This window comes from Paraburkholderia sp. J7, assembly GCF_905220155.1.
In the GTDB taxonomy this organism is placed as follows: domain Bacteria; phylum Pseudomonadota; class Gammaproteobacteria; order Burkholderiales; family Burkholderiaceae; genus Paraburkholderia.
Map to the genome: position 1 here is coordinate 26,061 of NZ_CAJMYZ010000030.1, position 13,622 is coordinate 39,682.

General features: G+C 59.9%; 11 protein-coding genes. 5 read left to right on the forward strand and 6 right to left on the reverse strand.

The window, feature by feature from the left end; all coding sequences use genetic code 11:
• Positions 1-107 precede the first annotated feature (107 nt).
• Genes U5A58_RS35075 through acnA form a run of 3 tightly spaced genes read right to left on the reverse strand, consistent with a single transcriptional unit; the run spans position 108 to position 4,416 of the window.
• The gene (locus U5A58_RS35075; RefSeq protein ID WP_321964805.1) at positions 108-842 is read right to left on the reverse strand and encodes an ABC transporter substrate-binding protein; all 735 of its coding nucleotides are present in this window, start codon (positions 840-842) and stop codon (positions 108-110) included.
• Positions 843-861: 19 nt separating this feature from the next.
• The gene (locus U5A58_RS35080) at positions 862-1,755 is read right to left on the reverse strand and encodes a GntR family transcriptional regulator (RefSeq protein WP_321930532.1); all 894 of its coding nucleotides are present in this window, start codon (positions 1,753-1,755) and stop codon (positions 862-864) included.
• Between the two features lie 36 nt (positions 1,756-1,791).
• Entirely contained in the window at positions 1,792-4,416 is a 2,625-nt protein-coding gene (gene acnA / locus U5A58_RS35085) for an aconitate hydratase AcnA (protein WP_321964806.1), read from the reverse strand.
• Positions 4,417-4,664: 248 nt separating this feature from the next.
• Between acnA and U5A58_RS35090 the strand changes: the two genes are divergently transcribed.
• From U5A58_RS35090 to U5A58_RS35105, 4 genes are all read left to right on the forward strand, one after another.
• Positions 4,665-5,726: a lactonase family protein gene (locus tag U5A58_RS35090; RefSeq protein ID WP_321964807.1), complete on the forward strand. Its 1,062-nt coding sequence runs from the start codon at positions 4,665-4,667 to the stop codon at positions 5,724-5,726.
• Between the two features lie 56 nt (positions 5,727-5,782).
• On the forward strand, positions 5,783-7,108 hold the full coding sequence (locus tag U5A58_RS35095) for an MFS transporter (protein ID WP_321930529.1): 1,326 nt from the start codon (positions 5,783-5,785) through the stop codon (positions 7,106-7,108).
• Between the two features lie 89 nt (positions 7,109-7,197).
• Positions 7,198-8,424, forward strand: a complete 1,227-nt coding sequence (locus U5A58_RS35100) for a porin (RefSeq protein ID WP_321930528.1) — start codon at positions 7,198-7,200, stop codon at positions 8,422-8,424.
• Positions 8,425-8,559: 135 nt separating this feature from the next.
• Complete coding sequence (locus U5A58_RS35105; protein WP_321964808.1) at positions 8,560-9,576, forward strand: ABC transporter substrate-binding protein; 1,017 nt, start codon at positions 8,560-8,562, stop codon at positions 9,574-9,576.
• 47 nt (positions 9,577-9,623) lie between these two features.
• Here the strand turns inward: U5A58_RS35105 and U5A58_RS35110 are convergent, their stop codons facing one another.
• Both U5A58_RS35110 and U5A58_RS35115 read right to left on the reverse strand, forming a co-directional pair.
• Positions 9,624-10,037 carry a hypothetical protein gene (locus U5A58_RS35110; RefSeq protein WP_321964809.1) on the reverse strand — a complete coding sequence of 138 codons (414 nt, stop codon included), beginning with the start codon at positions 10,035-10,037 and terminating at the stop codon, positions 9,624-9,626.
• A 91-nt stretch (positions 10,038-10,128) separates the two neighbouring features.
• Positions 10,129-11,016, reverse strand: coding sequence for a LysR family transcriptional regulator (locus tag U5A58_RS35115; RefSeq protein ID WP_321930525.1), 888 nt, complete (start codon positions 11,014-11,016; stop codon positions 10,129-10,131).
• Positions 11,017-11,411: 395 nt separating this feature from the next.
• Here U5A58_RS35115 and U5A58_RS35120 point away from each other — a divergent pair, with 395 nt between their 5' ends.
• Positions 11,412-12,338, forward strand: a complete 927-nt coding sequence (locus U5A58_RS35120) for an amidohydrolase family protein (RefSeq protein ID WP_321930524.1) — start codon at positions 11,412-11,414, stop codon at positions 12,336-12,338.
• 178 nt (positions 12,339-12,516) lie between these two features.
• Here the strand turns inward: U5A58_RS35120 and U5A58_RS35125 are convergent, their stop codons facing one another.
• Complete coding sequence (locus U5A58_RS35125) at positions 12,517-13,602, reverse strand: porin (RefSeq protein ID WP_321964810.1); 1,086 nt, start codon at positions 13,600-13,602, stop codon at positions 12,517-12,519.
• Positions 13,603-13,622 lie beyond the last annotated feature (20 nt).

Below are 13,622 nucleotides of genomic sequence, written 5' to 3' on the forward strand. Positions count from 1 at the left end.
TACACACGATACCCATAACCGACGATTGGATGTGTTGCGGCGCGCTTATTGCCCCCTTGCAACCACCGCGAGGACTCCCTTCCCCGTACCCCGTGGGCGCCGCCAGTTCACTCCAGGGGCGCGACCGATGCGCCACCGATACGATGGCGCTCAAGAGCGCGTGCCACAAAACCGGATCGTTTCATTTCTTCGACGAAAACACATAACGCTTCTGCAGCCTTCTCTCCTCGGCTCTTCGCAACGCCCATGGCCTGACGAATCACCATGAAGCGCTCGTCAAGCAGACGCAAGCCGTCGACCTTTTCGGCATCTGCTTCGAGTTGCTGCTTTACGCCCGCGGCGACTTCAAGGCCGAGGTCGAGAAACGTCCGCACGACGGTCGGCGAGGTCGGCGCGCGCACGATCTCCGCCTGCTTCAATTCGCGCGTGAGAAAGAGGTCGTATGCACTGCCCTTGCCCACCGCCACGCGGTTATGTGGTTGATCGACATCGACGTTGGTACGGATCCGCGAATCGTCACGTACAAGATAAAAACCTTCGATCAGCACATAAGGGGCGGTGAAGGAAATCGTCTCGCCCCGCTTCGGATCGACAGCGAAAAAGCCAAAGTCCGCGCGTTCATCGCTCACGGCTTCGACGGACTTGCCCGCCGCATCGAAGACGACGAGTTCCAGCGGCACGCCAAGGCGCTCCGCGAAAGCACGTGCGAGGTCCACGGATACGCCGAAGGGCTCGCCCGACTGCGGGTCACGGTTTGCGAGAATCGGGTTGCCGAGATTGATGGAGGCGCGCAACGTGCCCCCGGGTGCGAATGCCTTGACTACGGCAGAATCGATGTACATTGGTATTAGAGTACGAAGATCAGGGTTCGAAAATTTCGCGAATGCGCGCGAGCGCATCGAGGGTGTGCAGCAAGTGCTGACGCAATTCTTCCGATGCCTCCTCGTTACGCTCTCGCTCCAGCAGTTCGAGCACATGCAAATGCTGCTTCGCGTGCTCGACATAACGTTCGCGATGCTGCATCGAGCGGTACGAAATGAGGCGACGCACGCGATTCACGCGCCGAATCGTATCAATGAAAAAGCTGTTGCCTGATGCCTCAACCAGCGACTCATGAAAACGCACGCCGCGCTCGTGCATCTGGTCCGCCGTGTCAGTTTCGATGCCGCCCGCCAGCAGATGCTTCTCAACTTCGCGGCAGCGCTCGAGTACCTTGCGCTCGAGTCGATAACCCGGTTCGAGCAGCGCCGCTGGCTCGAGCGCCAGACGCAGGCGGTACGATTTGAGCAGACTGTCCGGCGTGGTGAGCATCGGCGAAAACTCCCAGCCATAGCCCGGCTTGCGCTCAGCCCAGCCTTCCTGGGCGATGCGGCCCAGCACCGAAGTCAGTTGCGCGCTCGTCAATCCGTAGCGCGTGCGGATCATCTGTTCGGAAAACGTGTCCGGCAATTCGCCCTTCAGACGATCGTCGGCAATCTGGAAGTACACGCTCGTCACGATGTCGGCCTCGCAAAGGCCGAGTTCCGCAACTACGTCAGAAAGAGATTCAGCCACTGGCCGCGCCACAAAGAAGCCTCGATTTTTCTCACGCGTGAGCACGCCCTTCTCGTGCAGCAGCGCGAGTGCCTCGTTCACTGGCGAGCGCGACACGCGCAGCCGGTCGGCCAGCATCTGCGCGGGCAGGTGTTGGCCGACTTCGAGCCCTTCGTTCTTGATGAGTTCGACAATCTGGGTCGCAATCGATCGGTCCATCATTTCAGTCAACCAGCTACGCGGCGCGGGAGGTTCCTATCAGGCCTCCTGGGTCGCTAGATTTCGGTGAAGGATTAGCGGAATCACGCCGCCCGAACGCAGCAGGGCACATTCGAGTTGCGTCTCCACGGCCACGCGTACGGCGATGGTCTCGACACGGCCATCGGCGCGCGCGATCCGCACGGGCACCTCGCAGCGCGGCGTAATAGCGGCGGCGGGGGCATCGACTTCGAGCATATCACCCGGGCCGAGCGCAAGTGTATCTGGCCCTGTGCCGACCGCGAAGCGCAGCGGCAGAATGCCCATCCCTATGAGGTTCGAGCGGTGAATGCGCTCGAAGCTTGCGGCGAGCACCGCGCGAATGCCGAGCAGGCGCTGGCCCTTCGCAGCCCAGTCGCGCGACGAACCCGTGCCGTAGCGCTCACCCGCGACGAGCACGACGGAGTCGCCCGCTGCGGCGTAACGCTGCGCTGCCTCATAGATCGGCAGCACATCGCCACTCGGCACGTGCAGCGTGTGCGCTACGGGCATGCCCGGCTTCAGCTGGTTCACGAGCGTCTTGTTGTAGAACGCCGCGCGCATCATCACTTCCCAGTTGCCGCGGCGCGAGGCGAACACGTTGAGGTCGTTCCGGTCATCGCCGCGCGAGACGAGGAAATCGGCGACAAAGCTGTCTTTCGGGATCGCGCTCGCGGGCGAGATATGGTCGGTCGTCACGTCGTCGCCGAGCACGAGCAGCGGGTACGCACGGTAACTACCTAGCTGGCTGCCCTGGTCCAGCGCCGCGAACGGCGGGCGGCGCAATGCCGTGGACTTCGGATCCCACGGGAAACGGGCTGAAGAAGGCGCGTCGAGGTCGTGCCACGCGGGATTGCGGCTCGCAAGCGCAAATGCGCGCGGGTAATCCTCCGGGTCTGCCGACTGCGCGACGAGCGCGGCCACTTCCTCTCGCGAGGGCCACAAGTCGCGCAGAAAGACAGGCGAGCCGTCGGCGGCGAATTGCACGGGCTCCTTGCCCAGATCGGTTTCGGCATTGCCTGCGAGTGCGAACGCGACCACGAGCGGCGGCGACATGATGAAGCCGAGATCGAGATCGGGATGAATGCGGCCGGCGAAATTTCGGTTGCCCGAGAGCACCGCGACCGGATAGATGCTGCCTTCGGCCTGCGCCGCGCGCACGCTTTGCGTGAGCGGGCCCGAGTTGCCGATGCAGGTCGTGCAGCCAAAGCCGACGATGTCGAAGCCCACAACGGAAAGGTCGTCGATCAATCCCGCGCGTTCGAGGTATGAAGCGGCAGCAGGTGACCCCGGTGCCAGTGAAGTTTTGATCCACCCCGGCACCGAAAGCCCTTTTTCACGCGCCTTGCGTGCAACGAGACCGGCGGCGATCAGCAACGCAGGATCGGATGTGTTCGTGCAACTCGTGATCGCTGCGATTGCCACGGGGTGGCGCGGCATTTCGGCGTGCTGTGTTTTGGGCCTGAATTCGAGCTTCGCGAGCGTGGCGGGCAGCGCCGTGTAATCGAGCAGATCCTGCGGGCGGCGCGGGCCAGCCACATGCATGCCGATGCTGGCAAGGTCGATGTCGACCGTGCGCGTGTAACGCGGCGTGGCCTCGGGATCGAACCACATGCCCGCGGCGCGCGTGAACGCTTCCACGAGTTGCACCGCTTCTTCGCTGCGATGCGTTGCGCGCAGATAGTCGAGCGTGTGGGCATCCACCGGGAAAAAGCCCGTGGATGCGCCGTACTCAGGCGCCATGTTGGCCACGACCGAGCGCTCGCCCGCGCTGAGCGTCGAAACACCCGGTCCGAAAAATTCGACGAACTCGCCCGACACGCCAATCGCGCGCAAACGCTGCGTGACCGTGAGGGCGAGATCCGTGGCAAGCACGCCCGGCTTCAAGGCACCCGTGAGCCGTACGCCGATCACATCGGGAATGCGCTGCATGACCGGCATGCCGAACATCACCGTCTGCGCTTCGAGACCGCCCACGCCCCAGCCGAGCACACCGATGCCGTTGATCATCGGCGTATGGCTGTCCGTACCGATGAGCGTATCGGGTACCGCCCAATCGTGGCCGTTGCGCGTCACGCGCGTCACCACCGTCGCGAGTTGCTCCAGGTTGATCGTATGCATGATGCCCGTGCCGGGCGGATGGATACGCACGCCCGTGAGCGCCTGCGATGCCCAGCGTAGAAAGCGGTACCGCTCCTCGTTGCGGCGCAGTTCGAGCGCAAGATTCTTTGGCGCGGCATCGGGCTTGCCGAAGTATTCGACGGCGAGCGAATGGTCCACCGACGAGTCAACCGGCAGCACTGGATTGAGCACCGCAGGGTCGGCGCCGGCCTCGGCGAGCGCGTCGCGCATGGCGGCGATGTCCACCAGCGCGGGCGTGCTCGTCGTGTCGTGCATCAGCACGCGATTGGGCTGGAACGCGATTTCGTGCTCGCTAGTCGCGCGCTCGCGCCACGCGAGAATCGCCGCGACGGCCTGCTCGCGCTCTTCGCCATCCGTATTACGAATGACGTTTTCGAGCAGCAGCCGCAGCACGACGGGTAGTTCGCGCAGATCAGCGCCGAACATGCCAGGCAGATCGACATAACGCAGCGCGACGCCGGAGACGTCGAGACTGCCAATGGTGAGGGTGTCAGTGTTTTCCATGACTGTATTTTTGCACTTTACCAGGTAAAAATGCAATCCAGTGGAAACCCGAAATACAAAAATCAGGAGACACCGTGAAGAAGACCGGCAAAAGTGGCGCCTTACTGGCGCGTCCGGACCGAGCGCGGCGCCGCCTTATGCAGGCGGGCGCGGCGCTGGGAGCACTCGCCATGTCCGGTGTCCTGCCGACGCCGGTCTTCTCTGCTGAACCGGCTTCGCGCCATCGAGTTTTAAAAGGAATGAATCATATGTTTGCTTACGTCGGCTCGCGCACCACGCGAGAACGCAACGCCCGCGGCGACGGCATCAGCGTCTATCAGATCGACACTCAGACCGGCGCGCTCACACTCGTGCAGCTCGTCAAGGATCTGGTGAACCCCTCGTTTCTGGCCCTGAGTGCCAACGGCGAGCGCCTTTACACCGTGCACGGTGACCTGAGCGATATCAGCGCGTTCAAGGTCGACAAGGCCAGTGGCACACTCACTTTCCTGAACAAGCAGAGCACCGAGGGCAAGAATCCCGTGCATCTCGCGATTGATCCAGGCGGACGCTATGTGGTCGTGTCGAATCACATCGGGTCGAGTCTCGCGGTGCTGCCCATCGCCACCGACGGCTCGCTCGAGCCGCTTACGCAACTCGTCCATCTCGATGGCCCGATCGGGCCGCATCGTGTCGAACAGAAACAGTCAAAACCGCACTTCAATCCGTTCGATCCCAGCGGTCGGTTCGTGATCGTCCCCGACAAGGGACTCGACCGTACGTTTTCGTTCCGCTTCGAGGACGGTCGGCTCACGCCGGCCAATCCGCCCTTCGTCGTCTCGCGCGAAGGCGCGGGGCCGCGTCATATTGCGTTCCATCCGCAGGGCCATTACGCGTGGGTCGTCAACGAGCTCGATTCGACGGTCACGGCCTATCGCTATGACGCGGCGAACGGCGCGCTGACTGCGCTGCAAGTGCTCTCCAGCGTGCCAGACACTTATACGGGCGACAGCCGCGCTTCGGAAATCGAAGTCGATCGCAGCGGCCGCTTCGTCTATGCGTCGAACCGCGGTGACGACAGCATTGCCGTGTTCCGCATCGATCCCGCCAGCGGCCATCTGCACTTCGTGAACGCCGTGCCCTCGCAGGGCAAGACACCGCGCTTTTTCACGACCACGCCGGATGGGCGCTTCATGTACGCGCTCAACGAGGATAGCGACACCATCGTCGCGTTTTCCGTCGACGCACACTCGGGCAGCCTCACGCCAACTGGCTTCGTCGCCCAGTCGGGAAGCCCCGTTTGCATGGTGTTCTCGCAACACCAGGCCTGACACGCATATTCGATTCACGCGAAACCCGGCGGGCGCGCCCGCCGGCGGAGAACTCCATGCAAGCTAACCCCGCAATCGACGAACGCGCGCTCGTGCGCAAGATCGCCTGGCGCATCATTCCGTTCGTCTTCATTCTTTATGTGATCTCGTACATCGACCGCGCGAACATTGGCTACGCGGCGCTACAGATGAATCACGAACTCGCGCTGACGAGCGAAGCATTCGGCTTCGCCTCCGGCATCTTCTTCATTGGCTATTTTCTTTTCGAAGTGCCAAGCAATGTCATGCTCAACCGGTTTGGCGCACGTGTCTGGATCGCACGCATTCTTGTGACGTGGGGTGCCGTTTCCGTGGCATCCGCGTTTGTGCAGAACTCGACACAGCTCTATGTCCTGCGCTTTTTGCTTGGTGTGGCCGAGGCTGGATTCTTTCCCGGCATCATCGTGTACCTGACCTACTGGTTCCGGGCGAAAGAGCTTGCGACCACAGTTGCGCTCTTTACGGCCGCGATTCCCGTCTCGTACATCATCGGCGCTCCGTTGAGCACGTGGGTGATGGATAACGTCCACTGGTTCGAATGGAGTGGCTGGCGCTGGATGCTCGTACTCGAAGGTGCGCCGGCAGTGATTGGCGGCGTACTGTGCTTTCTCTGGCTGACCGACCGTCCCGCTGACGCAAAGTGGCTCAAGCCCGAAGAGCGCGACTGGTTGCTCGGCGAACTGGCCAATGACCGAAAGGCTCGGCCAGACGCAAAGCACTTCGGCTCGATCAAGGCCATGACCAATCCGAAGGTGTTGTACCTGTCGTTCATTTACTTTGTATACCAGTGCGGCAGTCTGGGCGTGGGTTACTGGATGCCGCAGATCATCAAGGGGTTCTCGAAGTCGCTGAGCCACACGCAGATCGGACTTATCGCGATGGTCCCGTACATCTTCGCGACGGTTGCGATGGTGCTGTGGTCGCGCAGTTCGGATCGCCGAAATGAGCGCCGCCTGCACTCTGCCATTCCGCTAGGCATCGCCGCTCTCGCACTGCTTGGCGCGGGACTCACGACAAACCCGTATGTTGCGATGGCGATGATCAGCCTGAGTCTCGCCGGGCTCTATGCGTTCAAGTCGCCGTTCTGGGCGCTGCCGACCCTGTTTCTGACTCGTTCGACCGCGGCGGTGTCCATTGCGGTCATCAACTCAGTGGGCAATCTGGGCGGCTTCGTCGGTCCATTCGCGATCGGCTACCTAAAGGGTTCCGGGAAAAGCGCAACACCGGGTTTGCTGTTTCTTTCGGCGTTGCTAGTCGCCTCGTTCCTGATGACCATCTTTATCCGTGTCAACGAGCGGCGCACTGTTGACGCGCACAGCGCCGTCGCCAATCAGAGCCAGTAACTCCCCTTCCGCGGATGCCGGAAGAAACGCCTGGCGTCCGCGGAAGAGTGAATCGAACCAACAATACGTGTTTCAATGGAGATCAATCAATGAAGAAGTCGTTAATTTCTTTTGCAGTACTAAGCACATTTGCTAATCTCGCCCATGCTCAAAGTAGCGTGACGCTCTATGGCATCATCGACAGTGGGGTGAACTACACCAATAACGTGCAGACGGCGAAGACGGCATCCGGCCTGCAGGGCGGACACCAGATCGCCATGATTGAGGGCGGGTCGGCTGGTCTGCAGGGTAGCCGCTGGGGGTTTCGCGGCACCGAGGACCTGGGCGGAGGCCTCAAGGCGCTCTTCGTGCTCGAAAGCGGCTTTTACAGCAATAACGGCGTGCTAAACCAAGGCGGCGCATTGTTCGGGCGACAAGCCTATGTCGGCTTGAGCAATCCCATTGGCACGGTGACACTCGGGCGGCAGTACGATCCTGTCGTCGACAATTTCGGGCCGTTTCTCGCAGCCCCCCAGTGGGGCGGCTACATGGCGTCGCACCCGAGCGATCTGGACAACGCGCTCAACACCCGACGGATCAACAACTCGATCAAGTTCCGCAGCGCGAACTACCGGGGACTGAGCGTCGAGGCCATGATGAACCTTGGCGGTACGCCCGGTTCGTTTTCAAGCAACTGGATTTGGGGCGCCGGCGCAACTTACTCGCACGGCCCCTTCTCGATCGGTGCGGGTTACCTGAACATTCGCAATCCGAACACCTCATTCTTCGGCGCGAATCCGAACGCCGGCCCTGCGACCACCAACAACCTCGGAAGCTTCGGCAGCGCGACTAGTCCGCAGAGCAATCCTGTCTTCGCGGGCTACGCTTCCGCGAACCGTCTGGAGATTGCAGGCGTAGGTGCTGGTGTGACACTTGGCTCACTCAATGTGAACCTCGCGTATTCGAATACACGATTCGAAGATATGGGTTCTGCGTCAGGGCCGAACACGTTGCACTATAAAGGCACAGCCGCCTTCAATAACGTGGAAATCAATGCGAAGTACCAGCTCACAACCTCCCTGCTTGCTGGCGTGGCCTATGACTACACCCGCAATGGCGGTGCAGGAGGGAAAGATGGGGCTAACTATAACCTCTTCAGTGCGGGCCTCGACTATTTCCTTTCGGCGCGCACGGATGTCTACACGCTTGCGGTCTACGAAAAAACAAGTGGCACGGACTCGCTCGGCCAGTCCGCCGTGGCGCAAATCACTGGGCTGACGCCCTCTACCACCGACAAGCAAGTTTCGCTGCGTGTCGGTATTCGCCATAAGTTCTGATGCACTACGCGCTCGCCAGGCCCGGCGTGGTAGGCGAGCGCGGCACAGCACAGCCGGAACCAGATACGAACCGCTACACCGGACAGACATCCCCGGCTCCCGATGTCCTGAACGACCTTTCAGAGAGAAAAGAGCATGTTCAAAGCACTAAAGGCACGTCACATCTACATCGCCCTTGGATTGGCAAGCGCTGTGGCCATGTCGCCGGCATCGGCGAACGACGGTCAAACAATTTCGATCATGGTCGGCGGCATCTCGAAGTTCATTTATCTTCCCGTGAAGCTCGCTGATCAACTCGGTTATTTCAAGGACGAAAGTTTGCGCGTCGAACTGCTTTCACAGCCTGCTGGTGTCGACGCCGAGAACGAGTTGCTTTCGGGATCAGTGCAGGCTGTAGCAGGTGCCTACGATCATACGATCGACTTGCAGAGCAAAGGCAAGGAGGTGCAATCGATTGCCACGTTCCTGCAGGTTCCTGGAGAGGTCGAGGTTGTCTCCAAGGGTTCTTCGATGAAGAGCATCGCTGACGCGAAGGGCAAGACCTTGGGGGTCACCGGCCTTGGTTCATCCACTGACTTTCTCACAAGGTACATGGCGCTTAAAAGCGGTATCACATCCCAGCAGTATTCGACGTTGCCGGTCGGCGCAGACAACTCCTTCATCGCCGCTGTTCAGCAACGGCGGATCGACGCCGGCATGACTACGGAGCCAACAGTATCCAGGCTTCTCGAGAAAGGCGAAGCGACGGTCATCATTGATATGCGCACAGTCGACGGTACCAAAAAAGCGCTTGGCGGAATCTATCCGTTCACTGGCTTGTATGTTGACTCCGGCTGGCTTGTGGCCCATAAGCAACAGGGGGCGGCCCTGGCACGCGCGATCGCCCGGACCATGGAATACATCCATACGCACACGCCCGAGGAAATCGCAGATAAGATGCCCAAGGACTACTATGGCGGCGATAAGGCTCTCTATGTGCAAGCCTTGAAGGCGACCATGGCGATGTACACGACAGACGGGAAAATGCCCGCCGGTGGCCCGGAAAACGTCCTCACTGTACTATCGGCCATTAACCCGGCGATCAGGGGGAAGCACATCGCCCTGAACAAAACCTACACAAATGAATACGTGATCGCGCCAAAGGCTCAGTGAGAGCTCCTGCGCTGCCGAACAAAGGTCCGTCATCATAGAACGGACCTTCACCCCACGTTGAACTGGAAATGCCACCGAACCACGCGGCCGGTGACGACAGCAGGAAAGCGGTCACCATGATCGAGAGACTTTCTTCTCTTCGTTGCGCCATTTATCCGCCGCTTGCTCCCCGATCTGGCAGCGCCGAAGGCGCGCGTTGCGTCAATCGTACCCTGCTGGTTCACGCCGAACGGCACACCAGTAGCCATGTCGATCACGCGCGTATCAACACCGAACGTCGGCGTGCTGAGAGTTTCGCGCTTCGACTTCGTGCACGCATTCAGATTGATAGCCGCGAAATCCTCTGGCAGCGCCCCCCCTTCCTCAAGGGGTTCGCGCCCGGTCGGCGCATGAAAACACACCTCGACCGCCTCGGGCATTGAGCTGCCGCCACCGATGTAACGGAAACGCGAGAAAGTCAATCTCTCCAGCAACGCGCAAGTGATTGATTGTGCAATCCGTTGCGACGTCGGCAGTCCATTCAGCGCCGCGATTTGCGATCGCTTTCTGACGCTAGGCAGACACCGACAGTGCTACCCGGATGATCTCCTCCAGCGCGTCAAGCGCTTTCACCGCTCCGCGCCGGACCGATGCGGGTGTAACCAGAAAGCACGAACGCTCAGGCGTGGGATCGCGCAGCGTGAATGAAGCAAACCTGTGCCTCTGGCACGCCACCTGCGCGACTTTTGCGGGTACCAAGCTCCACTGATCGCTTCGGCGCAACAGCGAGAGCGTGAGGTGGATCGTGTCGACAGTAATACGGCCCTGAACGCGCGTCCCCCAACGGGCATCGTGCCACGACTGGAACTCCTCGTCGGAGTGCGCAAAGATTTCATGCTCCGGCTGCAACTCGCTCGTTTCGACCAAGCCCTGGCCAGCGAGCCTCGAACTCGGGAGGCAAACACCCACCATGGGATCGCTGTAGAGCTTGCGTGTAACGACTTGTTCGTGCGCAAACGCCTGTCGGGTGAAGGCAACGTCCAGTTCACGTCGTGTGACCTTCTCGAAAAGTTCACGAGACTTCCCGGACTGAATCGAGATTCGGGGCGGCGGTTCCGTAGCGGCGAGCCGGGCATAGACGTCGTCAAGGAGTTCGTAGTTAATTCCCGCAACGCTGCCGATACGGAGCGACGAACGCTCCGACTGGCCGGAAATCGCGATCGTCTCGCGGTACAACACGACCCATCGTTCGGCGACGTCGAGAAACGCCTCGCCTGCCTCGGTCAATTTGACGTCGCGGACACCGCGGCCTCTTTCGATAAGCGTAACGCCAAGTTCCTCTTCCAGAAGCCGGAGACGTTTGCTTACCGTAGGCTGCGTGAGGCAAAGCATTTCGGCCGCGCGCCCAACGCCGTTGCACCGGACAATGGCGAGGAATGCCTCAATACCAGAATAGTTCACGCACCCGCTCCAACGAGGTTTTCTCCCTTACCGGCGAAGCGATCGGCGACAAACGAAGCCAGCCCACAAGCGGTGTCACCCGAGACAGAGAGAATCGCACCAAATATTCCACCTAGGAATTTTTAACATCATAAATATTCATTTTACCTATTAAATCTTCACCCGCAAAATATCTCCCAAGTCGACCTCTGGGCGCGCCAGTGAGAGACCTGCGTTTGCACGCCCAGCATGACAAGCAGGCATCACCTTCCCGGTTGGGCATTGTCTGGCGTGGTTTTCACTCTTAGTTTTGTCTAGAAACGCAGACACCAATAACAGCAGGAATTTGCTGCGACGAAGGTGCTCTGCAGCGACGCTGCGGTTGGCCGGATGAATCAAGTCAAGGAGAGTCTGAGATGTCTAGCAAGATCGACACCCATCACCACATCGTTCCTCCGTCATATGCAACGTGGCTTACGCAACGCGGCATTACCGCAGGTGGATTGCCTATCCCGCACTGGAGTGCAGAAGGCGCGTTGGATCTGATGGACGCGGAGGACACCGCCACCGGTATCTTCTCGGTTTCTACACCGGGTGTCCACCTTGGCGATGACATCGAGGCGCGTGAGAAAGCTCGCGAAGTCAATGAGTTTGCCGCCGGGATCGTTGCGCAACAGCCCGAGCGTTTCGGTTTTTTCGCAACGCTTACGCTACCCGATGTTGACGGTGCCATTGCCGAAGCCAGATTCGCATTCGATCACCTCCACGCGGATGGGGTCGTGCTGATCAGTAGCGTTCGCGGGACTTACCTCGGAGATGAAGCCTGGGCACCACTCTTCGACGAACTTGATCGCCGCCACGCAGTCGTGTTCATCCATCCCGGTGACCTGCCTTGCTCACCGGTCCCCGGCATCCCTCCGTACGGTGCAGATTTCCTGCTCGATACCACCCGCGCGGCCATCAACATTGCCAAAGCAGGATGGCTCGAGCGTTTTCCAAACGTGAAAATCATCCTCTCGCACGCGGGCGGCTTCGTACCATTCGCTGCACAGCGCATTGCGCGCATTGTGTCTCCAGATGGGCAGAATGAAGGCGGCCTGGCCCGACTGCGGCGCTTTTACTTCGACACCGCCTTGTCCAGCAGCCCTTACGCTCTGCCTTCGCTGCTCGCATTTGCCGACCCGACTCACATAACATTCGGTAGCGACTGGCCTTATGCCGACAAGGAACGGTCCGTCGAATTTACAAGGTTACTCGAAGAATACCCGTTGACCGACGAGCAAAGACACGCGATTTACCACGAAAATGCCGAACGGCTCTTTCCGCGCCTCGCCCGGAGCTAGCCCTCGCGAGTCACGATGAATCATGGACTCCTTGCTGAGACGGTTCCAGCCTTAGGATCGTATTCATTCAGCAAATGAACCGGGCCGCCCCTCTGCGAACACATCGAGTCGCGATCGGGCGGACGGCTGGCCAGACCTCACGCCAGCTGCTTTCGTGCCGCCCAACTCGCATAGTCGTTCAGAACATCTGCCTGAGGCCAATGCTCGCACCCACCGTGGAACCCTTCACTCCATACAAGGCATTATTGATGGAGAGACCGGTATCCATGCGGCCGTGGTTGTGAACGTATCCAAGTTGCGCGTACAGCGTGGTGCGCTTGGACAGAAAGAACTGCACACCGCTCCCTGCCAGGATGGAGTGATTCGCGCCATCGTTGCCGTCGCGTGTGTAATAGACACCGCCATTCACATTGAGGTATGGCGTGACAAAGTAGTTGAACCCGCCGGCGTACACACCGTTGTTAAAACTACCGGAAACCTTGTAAAGCGTGTAGGAGGCGGATAGCGTCAGGTCGTTCGCGAACCGGTAGCTCGCGCCGATATCCCTCCCGACAAATGCAATGGTGCTGGGAATGGGCGTTGACACGCCCGTCCCTCCCGCGTTTCCACTATAGATCGCACCCGAGATAGTCAAGCCACCGAGGTGATAGCGCAAGCTCGCCGAATACTGCTTTCCAGCCGAAAAATTCCCTGCCGCCCCCCCAAACGCAAAGAGTCCGGCCGCCTGAAGCCCCGCTATCTCTGGTGACGTATAACTGACTGCATTATTGTTGAAAAGCCCGGTAACCCATACGTTGTCAACGTAGTTGATCAGCCCGCTTCCAAAATTCGACATGCCACGCGGATCGAGATCGTAGAGGGAAAGAAAGAATGGGGAAAACTGCAGCCCGGTCTTGACTGTCCCGTAGGGGCTATCGATGCCAACCCACGCCTGGCGGCCAAAGAAGTTCCCGTTCGAATGCCCGAACGCGCCGGTCCCCAGATTGATGCCGCTTTCCAGGTCGAATATTGTGCTCATGCGGCCGCCGAGATCTTCCTTGCCGCGCAATCCGAAGATAGACGCCGTCATTCCGCCGGGCGTAAACGAGAACTGATGCCCCGCGTCGCCGCCTGTCTGCATGTTAAGCGTATGGCTCGTGTACATGATCGAGCCATCGACAATGCCATAGAGGGTCACAGCGCTTTGCGCATTCGCGGCACCGCTGCCCAAGCCTGAGCAGGCAAGCAGGGAAAGAAACAATACTCTTCTTCCGGCACAAATCATTTCGTCATCCTTATTTATTG